Origin of the sequence: Actinomadura sp. RB99 (assembly GCF_014706005.1) — a bacterium.
Lineage (GTDB): Bacteria > Actinomycetota > Actinomycetes > Streptosporangiales > Streptosporangiaceae > Spirillospora.
The window spans coordinates 95,783-118,975 of sequence record NZ_JABMCA010000008.1 but is presented as its reverse complement, the minus strand read 5'-3'; the positions used below and the strand labels follow the sequence as shown (position 1 = coordinate 118,975).

At 73.3% G+C, this 23,193-nt stretch carries 23 protein-coding genes; 10 read left to right on the top strand and 13 right to left on the bottom strand.

Annotated elements, in window-relative coordinates; genetic code table 11:
• Genes amrb99_RS10350 through amrb99_RS10340 form a run of 3 tightly spaced genes read left to right on the top strand, consistent with a single transcriptional unit; the run spans window position 1 to window position 2,421 of the window.
• Complete coding sequence (locus amrb99_RS10350) at window positions 1–810, top strand: SDR family oxidoreductase (protein WP_190855272.1); 810 nt, start codon at window positions 1–3, stop codon at window positions 808–810.
• A 34-nt stretch (window positions 811–844) separates the two neighbouring features.
• Complete coding sequence (locus amrb99_RS10345; protein WP_190855270.1) at window positions 845–1,264, top strand: PPOX class F420-dependent oxidoreductase; 420 nt, start codon at window positions 845–847, stop codon at window positions 1,262–1,264.
• On the top strand, window positions 1,261–2,421 hold the full coding sequence (locus amrb99_RS10340) for an acyltransferase (RefSeq protein WP_206699896.1): 1,161 nt from the start codon (window positions 1,261–1,263) through the stop codon (window positions 2,419–2,421). The genes amrb99_RS10345 and amrb99_RS10340 overlap by 4 nt, the downstream gene beginning before the upstream one ends.
• A gap of 54 nt (window positions 2,422–2,475) precedes the next feature.
• Here amrb99_RS10340 and amrb99_RS10335 read toward each other — a convergent pair whose 3' ends face one another.
• Both amrb99_RS10335 and amrb99_RS10330 read right to left on the bottom strand, forming a co-directional pair.
• The gene (locus amrb99_RS10335; protein WP_190855268.1) at window positions 2,476–3,537 is read right to left on the bottom strand and encodes a histidinol-phosphate transaminase; all 1,062 of its coding nucleotides are present in this window, start codon (window positions 3,535–3,537) and stop codon (window positions 2,476–2,478) included.
• 183 nt (window positions 3,538–3,720) lie between these two features.
• Window positions 3,721–5,274: an MFS transporter gene (locus tag amrb99_RS10330; protein ID WP_190855266.1), complete on the bottom strand. Its 1,554-nt coding sequence runs from the start codon at window positions 5,272–5,274 to the stop codon at window positions 3,721–3,723.
• Window positions 5,275–5,398: 124 nt separating this feature from the next.
• Here amrb99_RS10330 and amrb99_RS10325 point away from each other — a divergent pair, with 124 nt between their 5' ends.
• Window positions 5,399–6,127, top strand: a complete 729-nt coding sequence (locus amrb99_RS10325; protein ID WP_190855264.1) for a TetR/AcrR family transcriptional regulator — start codon at window positions 5,399–5,401, stop codon at window positions 6,125–6,127.
• 22 nt (window positions 6,128–6,149) lie between these two features.
• On the opposite strand, the gene amrb99_RS10320 is transcribed toward amrb99_RS10325, so the two are convergent.
• Complete coding sequence (locus tag amrb99_RS10320) at window positions 6,150–6,899, bottom strand: SDR family oxidoreductase (RefSeq protein WP_190855262.1); 750 nt, start codon at window positions 6,897–6,899, stop codon at window positions 6,150–6,152.
• A gap of 154 nt (window positions 6,900–7,053) precedes the next feature.
• Between amrb99_RS10320 and amrb99_RS10315 the strand changes: the two genes are divergently transcribed.
• Window positions 7,054–8,076 carry a methyltransferase gene (locus amrb99_RS10315; protein ID WP_190855260.1) on the top strand — a complete coding sequence of 341 codons (1,023 nt, stop codon included), beginning with the start codon at window positions 7,054–7,056 and terminating at the stop codon, window positions 8,074–8,076.
• A gap of 178 nt (window positions 8,077–8,254) precedes the next feature.
• Here the strand turns inward: amrb99_RS10315 and amrb99_RS10310 are convergent, their stop codons facing one another.
• Window positions 8,255–9,154, bottom strand: a complete 900-nt coding sequence (locus amrb99_RS10310) for an MBL fold metallo-hydrolase (protein WP_190855257.1) — start codon at window positions 9,152–9,154, stop codon at window positions 8,255–8,257.
• Window positions 9,155–9,348: 194 nt separating this feature from the next.
• Window positions 9,349–9,807 (bottom strand): helix-turn-helix domain-containing protein, encoded by a 459-nt coding sequence (locus amrb99_RS10305; RefSeq protein WP_190855255.1) that lies wholly within the window; start codon window positions 9,805–9,807, stop codon window positions 9,349–9,351.
• Window positions 9,808–9,889: 82 nt separating this feature from the next.
• On the opposite strand from amrb99_RS10305, the gene amrb99_RS10300 reads away from it, so the two are divergent.
• Window positions 9,890–11,125 carry an MFS transporter gene (locus amrb99_RS10300; protein WP_190855253.1) on the top strand — a complete coding sequence of 412 codons (1,236 nt, stop codon included), beginning with the start codon at window positions 9,890–9,892 and terminating at the stop codon, window positions 11,123–11,125.
• 20 nt (window positions 11,126–11,145) lie between these two features.
• Here the strand turns inward: amrb99_RS10300 and amrb99_RS10295 are convergent, their stop codons facing one another.
• Window positions 11,146–11,481, bottom strand: a complete 336-nt coding sequence (locus tag amrb99_RS10295; RefSeq protein WP_190855251.1) for a helix-turn-helix transcriptional regulator — start codon at window positions 11,479–11,481, stop codon at window positions 11,146–11,148.
• 117 nt (window positions 11,482–11,598) lie between these two features.
• Between amrb99_RS10295 and amrb99_RS10290 the strand changes: the two genes are divergently transcribed.
• Window positions 11,599–13,095, top strand: a complete 1,497-nt coding sequence (locus amrb99_RS10290) for an MFS transporter (RefSeq protein WP_206699894.1) — start codon at window positions 11,599–11,601, stop codon at window positions 13,093–13,095.
• Here amrb99_RS10290 and amrb99_RS10285 read toward each other — a convergent pair.
• The 3 genes from amrb99_RS10285 to amrb99_RS10275 all read right to left on the bottom strand — a co-directional run bounded on the left by amrb99_RS10285 (window position 13,048) and on the right by amrb99_RS10275 (window position 14,640).
• Window positions 13,048–13,299, bottom strand: a complete 252-nt coding sequence (locus amrb99_RS10285; protein ID WP_190855247.1) for a hypothetical protein — start codon at window positions 13,297–13,299, stop codon at window positions 13,048–13,050. The two genes, amrb99_RS10290 and amrb99_RS10285, sit on opposite strands and share 48 nt — an antisense overlap.
• A gap of 68 nt (window positions 13,300–13,367) precedes the next feature.
• Window positions 13,368–14,000 carry a pyridoxamine 5'-phosphate oxidase family protein gene (locus amrb99_RS10280; protein WP_190855244.1) on the bottom strand — a complete coding sequence of 211 codons (633 nt, stop codon included), beginning with the start codon at window positions 13,998–14,000 and terminating at the stop codon, window positions 13,368–13,370.
• Between the two features lie 103 nt (window positions 14,001–14,103).
• The gene (locus amrb99_RS10275; RefSeq protein WP_190855242.1) at window positions 14,104–14,640 is read right to left on the bottom strand and encodes a nuclear transport factor 2 family protein; all 537 of its coding nucleotides are present in this window, start codon (window positions 14,638–14,640) and stop codon (window positions 14,104–14,106) included.
• A 141-nt stretch (window positions 14,641–14,781) separates the two neighbouring features.
• Here amrb99_RS10275 and amrb99_RS10270 point away from each other — a divergent pair, with 141 nt between their 5' ends.
• Complete coding sequence (locus amrb99_RS10270; RefSeq protein WP_190855240.1) at window positions 14,782–15,387, top strand: response regulator; 606 nt, start codon at window positions 14,782–14,784, stop codon at window positions 15,385–15,387.
• On the opposite strand, the gene amrb99_RS10265 is transcribed toward amrb99_RS10270, so the two are convergent.
• Window positions 15,313–16,053: a histidine kinase gene (locus tag amrb99_RS10265; protein ID WP_190855238.1), complete on the bottom strand. Its 741-nt coding sequence runs from the start codon at window positions 16,051–16,053 to the stop codon at window positions 15,313–15,315. The genes amrb99_RS10270 and amrb99_RS10265 overlap by 75 nt on opposite strands.
• Window positions 16,054–16,525: 472 nt before the next feature.
• On the opposite strand from amrb99_RS10265, the gene amrb99_RS10260 reads away from it, so the two are divergent.
• Together amrb99_RS10260 and amrb99_RS10255 are read left to right on the top strand one after the other, a co-directional pair.
• Window positions 16,526–17,944, top strand: coding sequence for a HAMP domain-containing sensor histidine kinase (locus tag amrb99_RS10260; protein ID WP_190855236.1), 1,419 nt, complete (start codon window positions 16,526–16,528; stop codon window positions 17,942–17,944).
• Between the two features lie 131 nt (window positions 17,945–18,075).
• Window positions 18,076–19,521, top strand: coding sequence for a GDSL-type esterase/lipase family protein (locus amrb99_RS10255; protein WP_190855234.1), 1,446 nt, complete (start codon window positions 18,076–18,078; stop codon window positions 19,519–19,521).
• Between the two features lie 68 nt (window positions 19,522–19,589).
• Here the strand turns inward: amrb99_RS10255 and amrb99_RS10250 are convergent, their stop codons facing one another.
• Genes amrb99_RS10250 through amrb99_RS10240 form a run of 3 tightly spaced genes read right to left on the bottom strand, consistent with a single transcriptional unit; the run spans window position 19,590 to window position 23,187 of the window.
• Entirely contained in the window at window positions 19,590–20,924 is a 1,335-nt protein-coding gene (locus tag amrb99_RS10250; RefSeq protein WP_190855232.1) for an FAD-dependent oxidoreductase, read from the bottom strand.
• Window positions 20,921–21,724, bottom strand: a complete 804-nt coding sequence (locus tag amrb99_RS10245; RefSeq protein WP_190855230.1) for an aspartate/glutamate racemase family protein — start codon at window positions 21,722–21,724, stop codon at window positions 20,921–20,923. Before amrb99_RS10245 ends, amrb99_RS10250 begins: the two co-directional genes overlap by 4 nt.
• Window positions 21,725–21,726: 2 nt before the next feature.
• On the bottom strand, window positions 21,727–23,187 hold the full coding sequence (locus tag amrb99_RS10240; RefSeq protein ID WP_190855228.1) for an FAD-dependent oxidoreductase: 1,461 nt from the start codon (window positions 23,185–23,187) through the stop codon (window positions 21,727–21,729).
• Window positions 23,188–23,193 lie beyond the last annotated feature (6 nt).

Below are 23,193 nucleotides of genomic sequence, written 5' to 3'. Positions count from 1 at the left end.
ATGGACCAGGACGCACCCGCCCGCGACGCCTTCCGCCTCGACGACAGGGTCGCGGTGGTCACCGGCGCCGGGCGCGGCATCGGCGCCGCGACCGCGGTCGAGCTGGCCCGCGCGGGCGCCGACGTGGTGATCGCGGCGCGCTCGGCCGACCAGCTGGCGAAGGTCGCCGCCGAGATCGAGGCCGCGGGCCGCCGGGCCCTCGCCGTCCCCGGCGACCTGTCCGACCTCGGCCTCGCCGCCGGCCTGCCGGGCCGCGCGGTCGAGGCCTTCGGCCGGCTCGACGTCGTCGTCAACAACGTCGGCAGCGCCACCATCAGGCCCTTCACCGCGCTCACGCCCGACGACCTCGTGGACGCCTTCCGCTTCAACGTGGGCATCGCGCACGCCGTCACCGGCTCCGCCGTCCCGCACCTGCTGGACGCGCCGGGGAACGGCGGCGCCGTCGTCAACATCACCTCGACGGTGGGACGCGTGGGCGGCCGGGGCTGGCTGGCGTACGGCACCGCCAAGGGCGCCCTGGCGCAGTACACCCGGCTCGCCGCGCGGGACCTCGCGCCGCGCATCCGGGTGAACGCCGTGACGCCGGGCGCGGTGGCGACCGCGGTGCTGGAGCCGGTGCTCGCCGACGACGCGATGCGCGACCGGCTGGAGCAGGCGACCCCGATGCGGCGGGTGGGCGTGCCCGGCGACATCGCCGCGGCCGTCCGCTACCTCGCCTCCCCCGCCGCCTCGTACGTGACCGGCAAGGTCTTCGAGATCGACGGCGGGATCGACGCCCCCAACGTCGACTTCGGCATGCCCGACGTCTGAGCCACGCCCGATCCCCGAACGCGAAAGGCCCGACATGAACGCGACGCCGCTGAGCGACCAGGCCAAGGCCATGCTCCGTGAGCCCTACTTCGCCTGGGCGACCGTCATCCGGCCCGACGGCTCGCCCCACTGCACGATCGTCTGCGTGGACGTGGACGGCGACGAGGTCGTCTTCACGACCGCGGTCGGCCGGGTCAAGGAGCGCATCCTGCGCACCGACGGCCGGGTGGCCGTCAGCGTGCTGGACCCCGCGGTCCCGTTCCACTCCCTCACCGTGTCCGGCACGGGGCGCATCGAGGAGAAGGGCGCCGAGGAGATGACCGACCGGATCGCCCGCAAGTACTGGGGCGCGCCCGACTACGCGCACCGGAGCAGCGACGAGCGGCGCGTCACGGTGCGCGTCACTCCGGAGCACGTCATCTACTCCGACGCCGGAGGCGGTGGCCGGCCGTGACCGACGACGCGCCCGTGAACGACCCGCGCACGAGGCTCCCCTCGCTGACCGGGATGCGGATCCTGGCGGCGCTCTCGGTGTTCTTCTGCCATGCCACCTTCCAGGCGTTCTACGGCGACCGGGGACCGGCGCCGTCCCTGGAGGGGCCCGCCACGGCGGCGGGCTGGCTCGGCGTGGCCTTCTTCTTCGTGCTGAGCGGCTTCGTCCTGACCTGGTCGTCGCGTCCCGGCGACGCGGCGCGCGACTTCTGGCGCCGCCGCTTCGTCAAGATCTACCCCAACCACCTGGTCACGTGGACCGCCGTGCTGCTGCTGGCGTTCCTGCCGGGCCAGGCCGCGGCCGACCGCGCCACCTGGGGCAAGACGCTGCCGAGCCTGCTGCTCGTGCACGCCTGGGTGCCCGACGCCGAGGTGATGAACGCGCTGCACGTCCCCAGCTGGTCGCTGAGCTGCGAGCTGCTGTTCTACCTGTGCTTCCCGCTGGTGATCCGCGCGGTGCGGGCGATCAGGCCGGACCGGCTCTGGGCCTGCGCGGCGGGCCTGGTGGCGCTGGTCGTCCTGGTTCCGGCTCTCGCGCAGTGGCTCCTTCCCGACACCCCGAAGATGCCGTGGTTCCCGATGTCGGTCTGGGACTACTGGGCGGTGTACTCGCTGCCTCCCGTCCGCCTTCTGGAGTTCACGCTGGGCGTGGTCATGGCCCGCATCGTGATCTCGGGCCGCTGGGTCGGCCTGGGGCTCGGCCCGGCGTTCTGCCTGCTGGCCGCCGGTGTCGTCCTCCAGGTGAAGCTGGTGCCCTCCCCCTGGGCGATGGTCGCCCCGACGGTGGTGCCGCTCGCCCTGGTCATCGCGGCCGCGGCCGACCGCGACTCGCGCGGGCGCCCCTCCCTTCTGGCCGCCCCGGTCATGACCTGGCTGGGCGAGATCTCGTTCGCCCTGTACCTGGTGCACCTCCCCGTGCTCACCTACGGCCGTCTCGTCCTGGGCGGCGGCTGGAGCGCGCCCGCCGCGTCCGGCGTCGAGGCGGGCCTGCTCGGCGTCGCGCTGGCGCTGGCCGCCGCGCTCCACACGTGGGTGGAGCGGCCCGCGATGCGCCGCTGGAGCCGGCGGCGCCCGGGACGGGCGGCGCCCGCCCCCCGCCCCGTGACGGAGCCGGGCTGACTCCGGGGCCGCCCGCACCGGCCCGGCCGCCGGTCGCGACGCCGCGAACGCCGGTCATGCGGTCGCGAACCGGGCGGCGACGAAGCCGACGAGGTCGTTCGCCTCGGGCTCCCCCACGGTGATCCGGGCCCCGCGGCCGGCGTAGCCGTTGACCCTGACGCCGTGCTCGGCGCACATCTGGACGAACCGGTCGGTCCGCCTGCCGAGCGGGAGCCACAGGAAGTTCGCCCCGCTCGTGGGCACGTCCCAGCCCTGCCCGCGCAGCAGCCGGAGCAGCCGGTCGCGCTCCTTCACCAGGGCGGCGATGCGCCGGCGCAGCTCGAACTGGTTGCGCAGCGCGGAGAGCGCGGCCTTCTGCGCGACCGCGCTCACGCCGAACGGCAGCGCCGTCCGGCGGACCGCGCCGATCACCCGCGGTTGCGCGATCATGAAGCCGACCCGCAGCCCGGCCAGGCCGTACGCCTTGGAGAACGTGCGGATCACCGCGACGTTCGGGTGCTCGCGGTACAGCCGCACCCCGTCCGGCGCGGCCGGCTCGCCGACGAACTCCCGGTACTCCTCGTCGATCACCACCAGCACGTCCGGCGGGACCCGCCTGAGGAAGGTCTGCAGCGCGTGCCGGTGCACGGTCGTCCCGGTGAGGTCGCTCGGGTTGCCGACGAACACCACCCGGGTCCGTTCGGTGACCGCCCCGGCCAGCGCCCCGAGGTCCTGGTGCGCGCCGTCCAGCGGCACGCCCTCCAGCCGCGCCCCGGCGACCTGGATCAGGCCGGGGTAGCGCTCGGTCGACGGCCAGGAGCAGACGACCTCGTCGCCGTGCCGCACGGCGGCGAGCAGCACCTGCTGGATGATCGCGGTGGCGCCGGCCCCGACCGCGATGTGCGGCGCGGGAACGGAGAGTTGGTCGGAGAGCGCCTCGACGAGCTCGGAGCAGCCGTCGTCGGGGTATCGGTTGACGTCGGACATCGCTCTCCTCGCCATCGCGAGCACGCTGTCCGGGGGTGGGAAGGGGGCCTCGTTGAGGTCGGCGCGGTAGCCCCGGCCGTCGTTCTGCACCGCCGCGTGCACGGCGAGTTCCAGCAGGTCGTCCCTGAGCCGCGGACGCGTCTCCGCCATAAGTACCTCCAGGGTCGCAAGGGGGTCTCCGAGCATCTGGGCGCGTCGCCGGTGATCCGCCCGGCCCGGGCCGGCGGGCGGCCCACGGGGCCGGCCGCCCGCCGCACCGGAGCGGCCTCGCGCCGGAACGGCCTCGCGCCGTCCGCGGCCGCCCGGGCCCGGGTGGTCACCGGGACGGTGCCGCTAGCCCCTGTGCTCGGGCGTGCGGATCAGGAGCACGGCGAGGACCGCTCCGACGAAGGCCACGGCGGCCACCACGAAGAAGAGCAGGTTCAGGCCGTTGACGATCCCGTGCTCGGCCGCGTCGATGACCGGCTTGCGCAGCGCGGCGGGCAGGTGGGCGGCCACCGCCTTGATCTGGCCGGCGGACGCGGCCCCGGCGATGTCGTGGATCGGCAGGTGCCTGCCCGCCAGGTCGTCGGACATCGTGTCGGTGACCTGGCGGCCGAGGATCGCGCCGTACACGGCGATCCCCATCGCCATGGCGGTCTGGCTGACGGTGTTGTTGACGCCCGCGGCCATGCCGAGGCGCGGCCCGTCGGCCACCTCCATGGACAGCGACCCGATCGCCGGGAGCGCCATGCCGAGGCCGAAGCCCGCGATGACCATGCCGGGGGCCAGATGCGTCCACGAGGAGTCGAGCGTCAGGCCGTGCATGACGACGAGGCCGGTGCCGACGAGCACCAGCCCGAGGGTCGGCAGCACCCAGGCCGGGAGCCGGTCCATGAACGCGCCCGCCGCGGGCCCCGAGAGCAGGATCGGGATGTTGACCGCGAGGAAGCACAGGCCGGTCTTGAAGGCCGAGTAGCCGAGCTGGTTCTGGAAGTAGAGCGAGAGGTACAGCAGCAGGGCGAAGAAGCTGCCGTGCGTGGCGACCGTGGCGAGCTGCGTGCCGCTGAACGAGCGGCTGCGGAACAGCGACAGGTCCAGCATCGGCTCCCGGTGCACCCACTCGATGATCAGGAAGACCGCCATGAAGACGGCGGCGCCGGCGAACATCGCGATGACGCGGTCGCTGGACCATCCCCAGTCCTCGCCGCGCAGCAGCGCGACCATGAGGAGCATCAGCGACGCGGTGAGCGTGAGCAGGCCGCCGGCGTCGAGGCTCTTGCCCTTGCGCAGCTCCTCGTGGCGGGGCAGCTTCACCCAGGCGATGACCAGGGTGACGGCCGCGAACGGGATGTTGATGTAGAAGACCCAGCGCCAGTCGATGCCGGCCACGAGCGCGCCGCCGAGGAGCGGGCCGAGCGCGACGGCGACGCCCGCCGCGGCGCCGCGGACGCCGAAGGCGAGGCCGCGCATCTGCCCGTGGTAGATCTGCGCGACGAGCGCGAGCGTCGTGGCGAACATGACGGCGCCCGCCAGCCCCTGCACCGCCCGGGACCAGATGAGCATGCCGGGGGTGGTGGACACGGCGCAGGCCAGCGACGCCAGGCCGAACGCGGCGACGCCGATCAGGAACATCCGGCGGCGGCCGACGCGGTCGCCGAGGGATCCGGCGGTCAGCTGGAACACCGCCATGGCGAGGGTGAAGGAGTTCACGACCCACTGCAGGTCGGTGAGGTTCGCCTTCAGGTCGCGCTGGATGTCCGGGAGCGCCACGGTGACGATCGTGGCGCTCATCATGAGCATGGAGACGGCGGTGACGATCGCGACGAGCGGCCACCACCCGGCTTCTTCCCTGTGATCCCCCGTACGGCCGCCGAAGACGTCCGAGACGGGCCTCTGCGCAGTCATCGGATCCGTGACCCTTCCTGACTCGACGAGTTCCCTATCATTGCTAGGTGCAGCCTAGCATCGGTAGGGGGTCCTATCAATGCTAGAGTGAATTCATCCGACCGACGCGAACTCCGGGGGTCCGATGCCAGACCGCCCCAACCGCGCCAAGCTGCGGTTGCGCCCCAACCCCGAGGGGCTGTGGAACGAGGAGAAGGGCCCCGATCCGCGCCTCAGCCGGAGCGAGATCGTCGAGGCCGCCCTCGAACTGCTGGAGAAGGACGGCTTCGAGGCGTTCAGCATGCGCGGCCTCGCGACCGCGCTGAACATCAAGTCGCCCTCGCTCTACTGGCACTTCCGGAGCAAGGACGAGCTGTTCAACCTGGTCGTGGACGCCGTGCTCGGCGAGTGCCGGCTGCCCGCCGCCGACGAGGGCGACTGGGCCGAGCGGCTGACGAGCGTGGCCCGCGAGATCCGCCGCGTGCTGCTGGCCCACCCGGCGGCGACCCGGCTGCTGACCGGCCGGGTGCCGCTCGGGCCGAACTGGCTGCGGCTGGCCGAGTACGTGATCGGCACGCTGCGCCGGGCGGGCTTCGACGACAGGCTCACCAACATCTGCTACCTGGTGCTGCTGTACTACGCGGTCGGCTTCGTGACCCAGGAGATCTCGTTCGGCACCGGTGCGGAGGCCCGCGAACGGCTCGACCAGATGCAGGAGTTCGTGCAGCACCTGCCGCCGGAGCAGTACCCCAACCTCATCGCCGTCACCGCCGGCTTCAACGAGCGCGGCCTCGAGGACCGCTTCGAGATCGGGCTGAGCGGCGTCATCGGCGGGTTCCGCGCCGAGCTGGCGAAGGCCGCCGGACCGGCCTGACCGGCCCGCCGCGCCAGGGCGCTCACCATGGCACGGGGCCCTCGTCTCCGAAGAAGGAGCCCGTCGGCCCGTCGTCGGGCAGCGTCGCGGCGGTGACCGCGGCCCGCGCGCCCTCCGCCGGCGTGCGCACGCCCCGGCCCGCCCCCATGGCCGCGATCAGGTCGGACGCCATGTCGGTGTCGCAGAAACCCGGATTGACGGAGTTCACCTTGATCGGCGTCTCCGCGAGCTCCTTGGCGTAGGCCACGGTCACCGCGTTGAGCGCGGCCTTGGAGGAGTTGTAGGCCAGCAGGTTGACCCGCGAGACCGGTGACGCCCGGTCGCTCATGACCGCGAGCGACCCCAGGCGGCTGGAGACGTTGACGATGCGCCCCGCCTCCGAGCGGCGCAGCAGCGGCAGCATCGCGTCGGTCACCGCGATCACCCCCACCACGTTCGTCTCGTAGGTCCGGCGCACCATGTCGAGCGGAACCCGGCCGGGGCGCAGGTTCCAGTCCAGAATGGCGATCCCGGCGTTGTTGACCAGTGCGTCGAGACGGCCGTGCTCGCGCTCTATTCGCTCCGCGGCGCGCTTCAGCCCGGCGGCGTCGGTGACGTCGACGACCACATGCCCGGCGTCCACCCCCTCCGCCCGCAGCGCGGCGGCCGCCTTCCGGCCGCGCTCCTCATTTCGCGCGCCCACGAGCACCTTCTGGCCGCCGAGCCCGCCGAGCTGCCGCGCGACCTCGAAACCGATTCCCTTGTTGGCCCCGGTGATGAGAGATATTCGCATGCCACCACACTGGCCCCGATCCAGGGCGAAGGAAAGAGCCGTCCAGCGGCTCCCGATCATTTCCTTAGAGCTTCTCGACTGCCGTGACCGACCATACAGAAGGAGTGAAATCGGAAGGTACTCGCACCCGTTCGGAATCCGAAAGGACCATGGAATGGACTCGCCGAATCAGGAAACCGCGGACCTGGAATTCGTGATGGGGGTGGCCGGCGGCTTCTGGCGGTCGCGGGCGCTGTTCAGCGGGGTGGAGCTGGGCCTGTTCACCATGCTGGCCACCGGGCCCGCCACCCTCGAGGAGATCACCGGGAAGCTCGGCCTGCACGCGCGGGCGGCGGCGGACTTCCTGGACGCCCTGACGGCCCTGGGCCTGCTGGAGCGCCGGGACGGCCGGTACGCCAACGCGCCGGCCGCCGCCCGCCTCCTCGACCAGAACGGCGAGGGCTACGTCGGCGGCTTCCTCACCTTCATGGGGCGCGCGCTCTACCCGGCGTGGGGCCGCCTCACCGACCTGCTGAAGTCCGGGTCGCTGCAGGAGGGCTTCGACTCGTTCGGCGAGTTCTACCGCGACCTGGACCGCGTCCGGGGCTTCATGAACGCGATGGACAGCGCCTCCGCGGTCGTCACCGCCTACCTGGTCGAACGGGTCGACTGGAGCGGGCACCGGGACGTGGTCGACCTCGGCGGCGCGCGCGGCAACCTCGCCGGCTCGCTCGCCCGCGCGCACCGGCACCTGAGGACCGCCTGCTTCGACATGCCGCCGCTGCGGCCCCTGTTCGACGAGCACATGGCGGCCCTCGGAACCGCCGACCGCACCACCTTCCACGGCGGCGACTTCCTCACCGACGCGCTTCCCGAGGCCGACGCCTACATCTTCGGGCACGTGCTGCACGACTGGGACGAGGAGAGCCGCGTCACGCTCGTGACCCGCGCGTTCGAGGCCCTGCGCCCCGGCGGCGAGCTGCTCGTCTACGACGAGCTCATCGACGACGACCGGACGGGTCCCGCGCACTCGCTGCTGATGAGCCTCAACATGAAGCTCGTCCGGTCGGGCGCCGCCGAGTACACCTTCGCGGACGCGAAGCGCTGGCTCGGCGACGCGGGGTACACCGGCGTCACGGTCGAGCGCATCACCGCCACCGAGCGCCTCATCCGCGCCCGCAAGCCGGCCGCCGCCTGACCGGCGTCCCCCTCCGGCCGGAGGTCCCGGGTCCCCGCCGGCCCGGGACCTCCGGCCGTTCCCGTCCGGTGCCGGAGTTCGCGAAGCCGGGGAACGCGGGATCGCCGAACACGGAACGTCCCTCCCGGCCGGGCCGGGAGGGACGTTCGGGGTCGGCGGCGGGCCGTCCGGCCGCCGTTCAGTCGAGCTCGACGGGCAGGAAGCGGTAGTGGTCGCCGTCCTTGCGGACCAGGCCGGCGGACGGGGCGTCGAAGTGGCTGCCGAACAGGACCGAGTCGGTCCCGGCGAGGTCGGCGAACAGCGCGCGCCGGGTCCTGGTCGCCTGCTCCGCGTCCACGTCGACGGTCGCGCACATCGCCGTGCGGGCGAACTGCACCGGGTGGTGGAGGCAGTCGGCGGAGATCACGGCCTTGCGGTCGCCGCCGTCCAGCCGGACCATGACCTGGCCCGGCGTGTGGCCGGGCGCCGGCACGATCGTCACGCCCGGCGCCACCTCGACGCCGGCGGCTGGCACGTCGACGGGGTCCAGCAGCCCGGCCTCGCGGACGGGGTCGATGGAGTCGGCGAACATCTCGCGCTGGTCCGGCTCCAGCTCGACGCCGCCCCAGTAGTCGTACTCGGCCTGGGCCGACACGTAGCGGGCGTTGGTGAAGGTGGGCACCCAGCGGTCCCCGTCGAGCCGGGTGTTCCAGCCGACGTGGTCCTGGTGCAGGTGCGTGTTGATCACGACGTCGACGTTGCCGGGCGTGAAGCCCGCCTCCGCCAGCCGGTCGAGGAACGGGGTGGACAGGTGGTCCCACGCGGGGAAGGGGCGGGCCTTGCCGTTGCCCACGCCGGCGTCCACGAGCACGCGGGTGTCACCGATCTGGACGGCGAAGGCGTGGACGGAGCCGAGCAGCTGCCCGTCGTCGTCCACGTAGAAAGGGCTCAGCCACGCCGATTCCGCGACCACGTCCGGGGTCGCCTGAGGCAACAGCCACCGGCCGAACCCGCGCAGCGGGACTTCGGCTATCCGGTGGACGGTCACCTTTCCGATCTGCCAGGTCTCTGCCGCCGGGCTCTTCTGGGGTGTCGTCATGGCGCCACGTTAAAGCGGGCGGGAGAAGCGGCATTCGAGGATCACTAGAGATCCGCTGAAATCCGACCTCGGCGAGTCCACTAGCGGCCAGGAGAAAAACGCCGCTCATCCGATGCGAATTCCCCAAAAAACCCGATATCGAGGTCCGCGCAATGGAGTCCTCATGGTGAACGGCGGCGCCTCCCTCGCGGAGGTCAGATGGGGCGCCGCACCGAGGTCGTCTCGCTCGTCAGCGGCGATCCGTCGGACGCGACGGGCAGGAGGTCGGGCACGGGGGCGCCGTCGCCGTCGACCAGGACCGAGTGCTCCTCCCCCGCGTCGAAGGCGTGGCGCTCGCCCCACTGCCGCAGTGTGACGATCACGGGGAAGAGGTCCTTGCCGGCGTCGGTGAGCGCGTACAGCCGGCGCCTGCCCGACGGGGAGTCGACCTGGGCGAGCAGGCCGCGGGCGGTGAGCTTGCGGAGCCGCTCGGTGAGGATGTTGCGGGCGATGCCGGTGCGCTGCTGGAAGTCGGTGAACGAGCGGGCGCCGTCCATCGCGTCCCGGATGATGAGCAGGCTCCACCGGTCGCCGACCAGGTCGACCGTGCGGGCGACCGGGCAGTTCGGGTCCGTCCACGGAGGGCTCTGCCCGTCGGTGCCGTCGCGTGCCATCGCTCCCCCATGAGTTGCGGATTGAAACCATTGTGGCCTAGCCTTCGATCAGTTGCAAAATGAAACCAAACGGAGGTGCCCGGTGAACGGGAGGACGAGGCTGCTGCTCGCGGCCGTGTGCGGGGTCGCGGTGGCGAGCGTCTACGCCGGGCAGCCGGTGCTGGGACCGATGGGACGCGACCTCGGCGTCCCGGTCGACGCGCTCGGCTGGTTCGTGGCCGCCGGGCAGCTCGGCTACCTGGCGGGACTGGTGCTGCTGGTGCCGCTGGGCGACGTCCTCGACCGCAGGCGCCTGATCGCGGCGCACCTCGCCCTGGTGGCGGCGGGGACGGCGGTCACCGCGGCGGCCCCGGCCGCCTGGGCGGCGTTCAGCGGGCTGGCCGCGGCGGGAGCGTTCGCGGTGGTGGTGCAGACCACCGTCGCGTACGCGGCGTCGGTCTCCCCGCCGGCCGAGCGCGGGCGCAACCTCGGCATCGTGACCTCGGGCGTGGTGGTCGGCATCCTCGGCGCGCGCGTCGTCGCGGGACTCCTCGCCGACCTGTCCGGCTGGCGCGGCATCTACCTGGCCCTCGCGGTCCTCGCCGCCGTCCTCGCGGTGCTCGCCCTCACCCTGCTGCCCCCCGACGACCGCCGCGACGCCGCCCGGTACGGGCAGGCCCTGCGCTCCTTCGGCGGACTGTTCACCCGGCCGGTGTTCCTCAGCCGCGGGCTGATCGCATTCTTCCTGTTCGCCTCGTTCGGCACCCTGTGGAGCGGCATGGCCCTGCCGCTGGCCGGCGCGCCGTGGCACCTCGGCGAGACGCAGATCGGGCTGTTCGGCGTCGCCGGGCTGGCCGGGGCCCTCGGCGCCGCCCGGTCCGGACGGTGGGGCGACGCCGGGCACGCGCGCCGGGTCACCGGCATCGCGCTCGCGCTCCTGCTCGTCTCCTGGGCGGCGATCGGGCAGCTCCCGTGGTCGCTGCCGCTGCTGATCGCCGGCGTGGTCCTGCTCGACTTCGCCGTCCAGGCCGTGCACGTGAGCAACCAGCACACCCTGACCGCCGCCTACCCCGAGCGCACCAGCGCCACCATCGGCGCCTACATGCTCTTCTACTCGCTCGGCTCCGCCCTGGGAGCGGCCGCGACCACGGCCGCGTTCGACGCGGCGGGCTGGACCGGCCCCACCGTCCTCGGCGCGGCGTTCGCGCTCTGCGCACTCGCCACGTGGGCCTTCAGCGGACGGACGACGGCCGGCGCCGCCTCCCGCCCTGACACCCGGTCGCGCGAACGGCGCCTCTCAACGCCGGTCCCGGACGCCGAGCGCCCGTCCGCGCGCTGATCGGCCGCCGGACCGTCCGGTCAGCGGAAGCCCCGATCCTGCGCCTCGGCGGCGCCGAGGCGCAGGATCGGTTCGAGCAGCCCCGGGAAGCGGTCGTCCAGGTCGCCGTCGCGCGGCCGGACGCGCCGGTGCCGGCCGTCGACGGCCATGCTGATCAGCCCGGCCTCGCGCAGGATCCGCCAGTGGTTGGACAGCGTCGACAGCGGCACGTCCATGCCGTCGGCGAGCGCCGAGCAGGTCGACTCCGGATGCGCCCAGGCGCGCCGCACCAGTTCCAGGCGCACCGGATCGCCCAGCGCGTGCAGCACCGGCGCGAGCGCGAGCGCCTCGCGGGCGGGCTGGGGAAGCGGTCGCATGCCCCGACGATACCTCGATCGTTCGATGTTCCGGGATCGTCGATGGACAACACTTCGACACTTCGGCATTATCGAAGTATCGAAGTGTTGTCCCCGCGTCCGCGAGAGGAACCCCCGTTGACCACATCCGAAGGCGTGCCCGAGGCCGGACCGGCCGGGACCGCGGCCGTCCGGCCGAACCGTGCCGCACTGCTCACCGTGACCTGCCTGGGGCAGTTCATGGTGCTGCTGGACAGCACGATCGTCGGCGCGGCGCTGCCCGACATGCAGCGGCGGCTGCACACGCACCTGAGCGGCCTGCAATGGATCGTCGACGCCTACGTGCTGCTGGTCGCCATGCTGCTGCTGTCCGGCGGCGTCTTCGCCGACCGCTTCGGGCGCAGGCGCGTGTTCCTGGCCGGCGTCGCGGTGTTCACCGCCGCGTCCGTGCTGTGCTCGGCCGCCCCCTCGATCGGGTGGCTGATCGCCGGGCGGGTCGCCCAGGGCGTCGGCGCCGCGGCGCTGAGCCCCGCCTCGCTGGCCCTGATCGCCGCCGCCCATCCCGCCCCGCAGGACCGGGTCAGGGCGATCGGGCTGTGGGCGGGCCTCAGCGGGATCGGCCTGGCGGCCGGGCCGCCGGCCGGCGGCATCCTGGCGGACGCCTTCGGCTGGCCCGCCATTTTCCTCGTCAACGGGCCCATCGGCGCTTTCCTGCTGGTCGCGGGGGCGCGTGCCTTGCGCGAGTCGCGCAATCCCGGAGCCCCCTCGATCGACGTCCCCGGGACGGTCCTCTCCATCCTGGGCGTGGGGGCGCTCACCTACGCACTGATCGAGGGCGGCTCGCGCGGCTGGACGTCGCCCGTGATCCTGAGCGGCTTCGCCGCCGCGGCGGTCGTCCTCGCCGCGTTCGTCGCCGTCGAAGCGCGCGCCTCGACGCCGATGCTGCCGCTGCGCCTGTTCCGGGAGCGGCTGTTCAGCGTGTCCAACACCGCCATGATCGTGGTGGGGTTCGCGCTGATGGGGTCGTCGTTCTTCTTCTCGCAGTTCTTCGTGTACGTCCAGGGCAGTTCGATCCTGCGCGCGGGCCTGCAGACCCTGCCCGCCTCCCTCGCCATGGTGGTCGTCAGCCCGTTCGCGGGACGCCTCGCCGCCAGGTACGGGTTCCGGATCGTGGTCACCGTCGGCCTGGCACTGGCCGGGCTCGGGCTGCTGACGCTGGGGCTCGTGCACGCCGGCACCGGATACGCGAACGTGTGGTGGCGGCTCGCGGTCGTCGGCATCGGGTTCGCGCTGACCATGTCGCCGCTGACGGGCGCCGCCATCCAGGCCGTCGGCCCGCAGGAGGGCGGCCTCGCCTCGGGCATCAGCAGCACCACCCGCCAGATCGGCGCGGTCCTCGGCGTCGCGGTCCTCGGGGCCGTGGTCCGCACCCGCCAGTCCGGCGGCGCGTCCTTCGAGGCCGGGCTCGGCGGCGCCTTCCTCACGGCCGGCGCCGTCACCCTCGCCTGTGCCGTGTTCACCGGCCTCTGGCTGGTCAGGTCCAGGCCGGCGGACGTCCCGAGCCCCGGACCGAGCGCCGACCGCGGCTCAGGAGCGCACTTTCCCGATCACCCACTGGAGCGCGAGCAGCGCTAGCGCCGCCATGAACGCGGCCCGCCCGTTCCCGGTGGCAATGCCGGCGCCGAGCACCACGGCCGCGAGGGTGGGCAGGATCTTGAAGCCGAACACCGGTGCCTCCATCTGGACGTCGTGCGGCGGACCCACCGCCACCCACGGTTTCCATTCTTCTCGACGTCGCCCGCCGCCGTTAATCGCCACCGCGGTGACAACCGCGATCACCACTCCGCCCGTTTCGCGACGAGTTCCGCGCGGAGCGTGCCGCCCCGGTAGGGGCGGCACCGGGGACGTCAGTACCGGTTCGTCGAGGCGTCCACGGCGAGGTCCGCGTCGATCGCGTCGGCGGACAGGTCCTTGAGTCCCATGTGGTCCTTGACGATCCGTCCGAGCGTGGGCAGGGAGCCGCGGTCGGGCCACGTGCCGGGGTCCCACAGGGACGAGCGCAGGAACGCCTTCGCGCAGTGCATGTACAGCTCCTCGACGTCGACGAGGAGCGCCAGCCGCGGCCGCTTGCCCTGGACCACCAGGTCGTCGAAGAACGGCGCGTCCGACACGAGCGTCGCGCGCCCGTTCACCCGCAGCGTCTCGTTCATCCCCGGCACGAGGAACAGCAGCCCGACGCGGGGGTTGTGCAGCACGTTGCGGAAGCTGTCGGCCCGGTGGTTGCCGGGACGGTCGGCGAGCGCCAGCCGGTGGGAGTCCAGGACCAGCACCGAGCCCGCGGGGTCGCCGCGCGGCGAGACGTCGCAGGCGCCCTCCGCGTCCGAGGTGGCCAGCAGCACGAGCGGCGAGTGCGCGATGACCGTGCGCGCGTGCTCGTCGATCCTGCCGATGTCCTTGTCCCAGAGGGGCCGCGGCGGTTCCGGGACGATCTCCCGCAGCTCCGCCTCGGTCGTCACCGTCCGGATCTCAGAAGGATGCATCGGTCGAATATAAGGTAAGCCTCACCAAAGACGCGCGCCTGTCCGTCTTCGGTTTCGCGAACCGCACCATCGAGGATCCCGTCTCCGGGCGCCCCCGGACCGGTCAGATGCGGGGCCGGGAGGCGGCGTCCAGACGGTAGTGCGCTCGCTCGGCGTCGGGGATGGGGAACGAGCTGTGCACCCACATCTGGTCCACGGTGCACGCGGTCATCCGCCAGAGGCCGTCCTTTTTGCGGAATCGGTCGACGCGCAGGCCCTCGCCCGCGATGATGGGCCGCTGCGGCCCGTCGCCGTCCTCGCCCACGAGCACGCCGAGCAGGTAGGACAGCGCGGTCGCGGTGCCGTCCTCCTCGGCGTGGACGGTCGGGTTGAGGCTGGCGTGGCGCAGCCCGTCGTTGATCGGCAGCTTCTCCCGCAGCAGCGCGATCGCCGCCTCCCGGCCCTCCCGGTAGCCCCAGACGTGGTCGAGGACGAAGTCCTCGGTGAGCATCTCGCGCAGCGCGTCGAACTCGCGCGAGTCGAAGCACCACTCGAAGCGGGCGACCAGGTTCAGGCAGGCGAGCTGGTCGTCGGCGCCCAGTCCGGTCTGGACCTTCTCCAGCGGAGCGAAGTAGCCGCTCGGGAGGATGGTGGAAATCAAGGGGACTCCTTCTTCGGGCGTTTCACCGTGCAGGACGATGCTGGCAATTCGCCCGGGGTCCGGGACAGTGCCGCCGTCACCGGTCGCGTGTGAAAAATGCACATATCATCGGCCCATGACCATGATCGTCGGCGGCGGACCGTGATCCGTGTGCTGATCGCGGAGGACATGCATCTTCTGCGGGAGGCGCTGGCCGAGCTGCTCGGCCTGGAGGACGACATCGAGGTCGTTGCCCAGGTGGACTCCGGGGCCCGGATCGTGCCGGCGGCGGAGCGGCACCGTCCCGACGTGGCGGTCGTCGACATCGACCTGCCCGAGATGGACGGGCTGGCGGCGGCGGCGCTGCTGCCCGGGCGGGTGCCCGGCTGCCGGGTGCTGATCCTCACCGCGCTGAGCCGTCCCGGGCATCTGCGGCGGGCGCTGGAGGCGGGCGTCGCGGGGTTCGTGCGCAAGGACGTCCGGCCGGACGAGCTGGCGGCGGCGGTCCGCACGGTCGCCGCGGGCGGCACGGTGATCGATCCGGCGCTCGCGTCCGCGGCGCTGCTGGCTCCGGAGAGCCCGCTCACGCAGCGGGAGGCGGAGGTGCTGCGCCTGTCGGCCACCGGCGCCCAGCCGATGGAGATCGCCGAGCGGCTGTTCCTGTCCTACGGGACGGTGCGGAACTACCTGACCTCAGCGGTCGGCAAGCTCGGCGCCCGCAACCGGATCGACGCCGTCCGCATCGCCACCGAGGCCGGCTGGATCTGACCGGAACTCGGCCACCACCTCGAAACCGCCTCCCCGGCGCGGCCCCGCCGACAGCCGTCCGCCGGCGCGGGCCGCCAGGCTCTCCAGGCCCGTTCCGCCGGGGGCCGGCGCCCGGAGCCCGCCGGCGCCGTCGTCGACGACCCGCAGCCGCACGGCGCCGTCCGCGCGGGTGACCGTGATGGTGCAGGTACGTGCGCGACTGTGCCGCAGGACGTTGGTGACGGCCTCGCGGAGTACGGCGGCCAGGGCGGTGCCGGTCCCGTCCGGCAGCGGCCCGGTCTCCACCTCGGCGCGGACGGCGATGCCGGCGGCCTCCAGCACCTCGATCGCCGCGTCGACCTCGCGGCGCGGCTCCAGGCGGACCCGTCCGCCCGCGATCGCGCCGAGCTCGGCGTGCGCCCGCTCCAGGACGGGAACCAGCGCCGCGAGCTCGGTGGCGGCGCGCACCGGATCCCGGTCCAGCAGCCGCAGGGCCAGCTCGCCGCGCAGCGCGACCGCCGACAGGCTGAACCCCAGGACGTCGTGCAGGCCGCGCCCGATCCGGTCGCGCTCGGCGGCGACGGCGGCCGCCGCCAGCTCGTGCCGGGCCCGATCGAGGAGGACGACCAGGTCGCCGAGCCGGGACAGGCCGTAGAACAGCCACGCCAGGATGAGGGGGGAGAGCACGTTCGTCACCATGTCCGCCGGCGGGGCGACGGGAGGCGGGGTGACTCACAGCACGACCTGTAGTGCGAGGACGGCCGCGGCGATCGGCGAACGGCATCAGCGCCAGCGCCGCCAAGGCCACCAGCAGCCCGATGCGGACGCCCGGCCGGAACCGCCCGGCCAGCAACGCCACCAACGGCGGGTAGGGCGCCGCCGCCAACAGCAGCGCTTCCGCACTCGCGCCGCCCCGGGCCGCATCGAACGCCCGGATGCAGAAGAGCAGCGCCAGCGCGGTCCACGACATCGCGCGCGCGACCCGCGGCGGGAGGTCCTCGCCGTCCGGTTCCACGCCGTCCCCCCAGATCACGCGACATTTTCCCATGCGGTGGTGAGCCGCAGGGTTGGAGACAACTTTGCCTCAGGGGCCGTTCGCCTTCGGGCACCCGGGATACAGCCAACCTGAGCGTTCGTTCGCCTGAGAAAGGTCGTGTCGGTGGGCGTGCTGGGTCTGCCGCTCCGCAAGGTGGAGCAGCTGCCGCTTCGGACGAGTTCCGCGCTGGCCGCCGCCGGGCTGACCGCCCTGGAGGCGGCGGCGACCGCCACGCTGTTCCTCCGCAAGGTGGGCAGGGACCGGGCCGTCCTCGCACGCGAACGCGGTGAGCTGACGGTCGACCAGGTGTTCCACCAGATGCTGCGCGGGCCGCTGAGCCCCACGCTGCCGGGCCGGTTCGGGAACGCGATCCAGGTCATCGACGCCGACGGCCGGATCCTGGCGGCGACGGAGGGCCTGGAGAACGGCCCGCCGCTCAGCCGGATCACCCCGCCCCAGGCGCGGACGCAGGTCGAGCACCGGCTGCGGAACCCGCGCCGGCCCTGGCGCCCCCGGGGCTCTGGGGACAGGATGCTGCTCGCGACGCGCATTCCGGCCGAGGTCACCCACCACCAGCGCGGCAAGGCCCCGCTGATGATCTATCTCGTCTTCCCGCGGGTGCCCTGGTTCGGGTCGCGGCGGCTGGCGGCGGGCACGGCGGTGGCGACGGTGGCCGTGGCCGCGATGGTGTTCGCGATCGTGCACCGCTCGACCGTCCGCGTCCTCGCGCCCATGGCCGAGATCCGCGACGAGTTCGCCGAGATCACCGCCACCGACCTGGCGCGCCGGGTCCCCGTGCCGGAGCCCGAGGAGCTCAAGGCCATGGCCGAGACCATGAACACGACCCTCGAGCGCCTCGACACGGCCGTCAGCGATCTGCGCAACCTCACCTCGGAGGCCTCCCACGACCTGCGCGGCCCGCTGACGTCGATCCGCCTGCGGCTGGAGAACGCGCTCGCCGACCCCGAGTCCGAATGGCCGCGCGTGGCCGCCGACGTGCTCGCCAGCGTGGAGCGCCAGGAGGCCATCGTGACCGACCTGCTCACGCTCACCCGGCTGGACACCGGCCAGCCGCTGCACCCGCAGCCCACCGACCTCAGCGCCCTGGTCGCCGCCGAGCTCCGCCGCCGCGAGGCCACCGACCGGATCCACATCATCGGGAAGCTGGCCCGGCGGGTCGTGCTGGACTGCGACCGGCTGCTCATCAACCGGCTGCTCGCCAACCTGCTCGACAACGCCCAGCGGCACGCCGACAGCCGCGTCGAGGTGACCCTCGACGTCGACCGGCCGCCGGGAGAGCGGGCGGCCGCGGTGCTGACCGTCGCCGACGACGGCGACGGCGTCCCGGGCGACCGGCAGGACGAGATCTTCGAGCGGTTCACCCGTCTGGACAGCTCCCGAGAACGCGACCCCAACGGCACGGGGCTGGGCCTGCCGATCTCCCGCGACATCGCGAACGCCCACGGCGGCACCCTCACCGTCGACTCCCGCCCCGGGCACGGGGCCCGCTTCACCGCACGCCTCCCGCTCACCGCCCCGTGACCGCGTCGACGTGAGCGTCACGCCGTCCTCGGGCTGCCGTTCCGTCCCGGAGGTCGAGCGGAAGAGTGACGAATCACCGGTGGCCGCATGGGAAGACCAGCTACGGCCTGTCCCCGACAAGAGACGAAACGATGCAGCTGATCAAGTCCAGCAAGGACCGGACGACGACCGGCCGCCTTGAGCCGCCCGCCTGGCGCAGGCGGGTGAAGATCCTGCTCAACGTGGTGGCGTGCCTGTTCCTCGGCGCCCTGTCGATCTGGCTGGCGGTGCGCGTCACCCCCATGCAGACGGTCAAGGCCGCCGGGCAGACGGTGCAGGTGGGCGCCACGTCCCCGCGCCTGTCCGGCTCGGGACCCGGCGAGGTGAACCTGTTCGGGCAGGCGATCTCGACCCGGCCGGAGTTCCGCGGCCCGATCCGCCCCCGCCTCGAGCTCACCCACATCACGATCAACGCGCAGGTCGGGCAGTTCGCCCGGGACGGCGACCACGGCACCCTCGACCTGAGCGCGCGGCTGACCGACGGCTGGCGCCGCTACCTGCTGTGGGAGACGCTGGTCTCGGCCGGCTTCTCGGCGCTGCTGCTGGCGGCGCTGGCGGGAGTGCAGCACTGGTCGGGCGCCACCCGGGTCAAGGTGCTGGCGACGGGGGTGCTGTGCGTGCTCGCCGCGAACTCGGCGTGCGTGTACCTGCTGGCCTCCAGCACGCCGGAGGCGCTGAAGAGGGTCGGCTCGGTCGAGGACCTGGTGGGCCGGGCGCCGTCCTCCCCCGTCCCACCGGCGCGGGGTCCGGCCCTGAACGACGTGAACGCCGTCGTCATCGGCGACTCCACCGCGGCGGCCATGGGCAACCCCCTCGTCGACGACCCGGACGCCCTGGACCGGGCGTGCAAGCGCAGCCGCGACTCGTACGCGGTCTACCTCGCGCAGTCCAACCGGTGGAAGGTCCTGAACCTCGCGTGCAGCGGCGCGACGGTGACGTCCGGGCTGCTCGACGTCCAGAACGTCGGCCACCAGGTCGCTCCGCCGCAGCTGGCGGTGGCCCAGCGGGCGAGCAAGGCGTCCGTGGTCATCGTCAGCATCGGCGCGAACGACGTGCGCTGGGCCGAGCTGACCGGGCTCTGCCTGGCCGCGAAGGCCTGCGACGACCGTGCCTCGACGGCCTACTACCAGCAGCAGCTCAACACCTTCGCCACGGAGTACTACGACCTGCTCGGCCAGCTGAAGCGGCTGCCGCAGCACCCGGCCGTCCTCATCAACCAGTACTACGACCCGTTCGGCGAGAACGTCGACTGCCTCCGCTCGCAGGGCGTCGACCAGGCGATGGCCGACGCGCTCCGGGGGCGGCTGGCGGACATGAACGCCCTGCTGGACAAGGGGGCCCGCGCCTTCGGGTTCCGCTCGGTCCCGCAGCACTTCTCCGGGCACGGCCTCTGCTCGCAGGGCCCGTTCGTCCAGGGGACGGGCGCCGAGGCGCCCCTGCACCCCACGGCCGCCGGCGAGCTGGCCATCGCGCTCGCCGACCAGCAGGCCCTGAACGCGCCCGCGCCGCAGCCCACCCCCTCGCCCAGCAGCCCGTGACCCGCACGCGGGCGTCCGGCCGCCGCCCGGCCGGACGCCCGCGGGGTTCGTGCCGCGCATGTGGCGGTTCAGGGCACCGGCGCCGGGTCGGGTCCTCGCCCGTTCCCGATGATCCAGCCCATGCCGAAGGCGGAGAGCAGCCCGTTGCCGGACAGGTAGCCGTCGGAGTGCGGTCCGGCGAGGCCGCAGGCGGCGCCACCGCCCGCGAACAGGCCGGGGATCGGCTCGCCGGCCCCGTCCAGGACGCGGCCGGACGGGTCGATGACCAGGCCGCCCTGGGTGGTGAGCAGGCCGTGGGTGACCCAGGCGAGATGGTAGGGGGCGGTGAGCCCGCGGCGGCCGGGCAGCGGGGCCAGTGCGCGTTCGGTCTCCGCGGGCGTCCGCCCCAGGCAGGCGGCGAGGTCGTCGAGGGTGGTGCAGTCGCGGACGGCGCCGGCGGCGAGGCTCTCGCGCATCATCTCCGACTCGCGGGTGGCGGCCATGGCGGTGGCGTCCCAGATCATGGCGGCGCGCTCGCCGGGCTGCCGCTGCAGGACGCCCGCCATGGACGAGTAGCCCTTCGACTCCTCGTCCACGAAGCGCTCGCCGTCGGTGTTGACCAGGACGGCGCCGTTGAACGGCAGGGCCGGGGACACGCGGGTGCCGTGGTCCACGACGACGAGGCCGGAGCGCAGCCCGGCGCCCATGTTGCGCACCTGGGCGCCGAGGCGCCCCGCCCATGCGAGCGCGTCGCCGGTCGAGGTGGAGACGCCCCCGTAGAAGGGCGTGCCGAGGTGGGGCAGGTACCGCTTGACCAGGGTCTGGTCGGCGGCGAAGCCGTCGGTGGCGAGGACGACGGCGCCGGCCCGCACGCGCTGCAGCGAGCCGTTCTGCGCGATGACGACACCGGTGACCCCGCCGTCGTCCGAGACGAGGTCGACGGCGGGGGCCTCGTCGACGAAGGCGGCGTTGTCATGGGCTTCGAGGAGGGCGCGCAGGTGCCGCATGAGTCGGGCGCCGCCGAGGCGGCCGGTGTCGGTGTGCAAGCGCAGGGCGGTCATCCCGGCGCGGGGCATGTCGGTGCCGAGTTCGATCGGGTAGCCGGTGTCGGCGATCCACTCCACGATCCGCGGGGCGGCCGCGCAGAGCGCCTCCACCACCGGGCGCCATTCCTCGTCGCCACTGGCGCGCAGGATGTCGTCGGCGTGCCGCCGCGGCGAGTCGTCGATGCCCGCGGCCGCCTGGAAGCGGGTGCCTCCGGCGGCGAGGGAGCCGGACGAGATCGCCGCGTTGCATCCCTCGCGCGCGGACTTCTCGAAGACGGCGACGACGCGGCCGGGGTCGCGAGCCGCCCGGAGCGCGGTCATCACGCCGCAGGCCCCGCCGCCGACCACGGCCACGTCGACCTCGGTGTCCCAGGTCATGACAGCGTCCGGCGCGTGCCGTAGAAGTCCCGCGCGGCGTCGATCAGCGGGCGGGGCGGGCGCGCCCCGTAGAAGCCGGTCCGTGCCGGGGCGAGGCCGGTGGCCCGGTACTGCGCGGCGCGCAGCTCCGCGACGCGGACGCAGGTGCCGAGGGAGTCGAGCACCGGCACGTCGTCGACGCGGGACACGCCCTGGTCGGCGAGGAACACGTTGAGCGGGCCCTCGCCGGGGACGATGACGTTCGCGCCGTCCGCGATCGCCTCGCGCGCGGCGCGGGTGAACGCGTCCAGCAGCGGTTCCGGGTCGGCGTACGCCGCCATGACATCGGCGAACTCCGCCTCGACCTGGACGATGGGCCCGACGAGCCGGTCCAGCCTGTAGTCGCGCATGTTGCGGCGGAGCTGCGGTTCGAGGGCGGCGATGAAGTTGACGATCCCCACCCGGTCGCCGAGCGTCCCCGCCATGAGCACCGAGGTCTGCCCGAACGCGATGACGGGGATGTCGACGATCGTCCGGACCTCCTCGTACGCGGTGTCGGGGATGGTCGCGATCAGGAACGCGTCGTAGCCCTCGTCCTGGGCGCGCAGCGCCGCGTGCGCGAACTGCTCCTTGTGCAGCCCGGCGAGGTAGGCGTAGCCGATGTGCGTCCCGGGATAGTCGGACGGGTAGGTGCCGGGCCTCATCCCGTGGAAGTCGATCTCGGTCCCGGGTGCCGCCTGCGACCGCAGGTGGCGGGCGAGCGCGTCGCGGTAGTGCGGGACGTCGTCGAGGACGGTGAAGGACTGGTGCCAGATCCGCACGCTCACACCCCCGCCGCGGCGTGGGCGGCGGCGTTCGCGCCGGCGATCCGGCCGAACGTCGCGCCGCGCAGCACCGACGTGGAGCCGGTGTAGTTGGAGTAGTAGAGCCCGGTCAGCTCCCCCGCCGCGTACAGGCCGGTCATGGGACGGCCGTCGCGGTCGACGACCTCGGCGGCGGAGGTCGTCTTGAGGCCGCCGAAGCTGAAGACGTTCGCCGCCATGACCGGGTACGCGGCGAACGGCCCCTGCTCGACGGGCCGGCTCCAGTTCGACTTCGGGACGTCCAGCCCGGTGGTCGCGAGGCCGTCGGGCGCGCTGTGGTCGAAGCCGTCCGAGGGAGGGCAGGCCGCGTTGTACGCCTCGACGGTCCGCTCGACGGTCGCGGCGGGCAGGCCGAGCGCCCGCGCCAGGTCGCCGATGGTCGGCGCGGTGACGGGCGGGACGTCGGTGCGGACGCCCGCCATCAGGTTCGGCACCGCCAGCCCCCGCTGGTCGAGGATCACCCAGGCGATCCCGCCGGTCTGGGCCTGGATGGCGCGGGTGGTCCGCTCGTACCAGGCGTCGACGGTGCCGCGCGCCTCGTCCACGAACCGCAGCCCTTCCTTGTTGACGAGGACGCCGTAGGGGAAGCAGAAGATCGCGGCCTCCGGCTCGCCGCTGCGCGGGTCGATCGGCTCGGCGTGGAAGAGGGCGAAGTTCCCGGCGGTGGCGGCGCCGAGCGCGAGCGCCATCTCCAGCCCCTCGCCCTTGTTGTAGTTGCCGCCCTTGGCGACGGGACGGCAGGTCAGCGCCTTGTCGCCGTGGTAGCGGGCCATCAGCTCGAAGTTGCCCTGGTAGCCGCCGCTGGCGAGGACGACCGCGCCCTCGAACGCGGCGGGGCCGGCCGGGGTGTGCGCGAGCACGCCGGTGACGCCGCGGCCGGAGGAGGCGAGCCGCCGGGCCGTGGTCGCGAAGTGGAACTCCACGCCGAGCCCGCGCGCGGCCTTGCCCATCGTCTCGACGATGGCGAGGCCGCCGCCGACCGGCGCCATCCGGGTCGTCGAGCGGGTGAGGAACGGGGTCGGCACGAAGTCGAACCGGACGCCGTGGCCGGACATCCAGCGCAGCGTCGGCGGCGCGTTCTCGGCCAGCACGGCGACGTAGTCCGGGTCGACGGTGTGGGTGGCGCGGTACAGCGCGCCCTGCCGCCGGGGCGGGAGCGCCGCGTCGTTGACGATGGACGGGTCGGGGTGGCCCATGAAGTCGTCGACGAGGGCGTCCTCGAAGCCGTCGGCGACCTCGTCGAGCGACTTCATCCGCAGGAACGCCTCGGTGTAGCGGGTGTTGCCGCCGGTCTCGGCCTCCGCGGACCGCTCCAGCAGGGCGACGCGGGCGCCGTTCTCGGCGGCGGAGACCGCGGCCGACAGGCCCGCGACCCCGCCGCCGACCACGACGACGTCGTAGCGGTGGTTCTGTTCGGTCATGGCGTG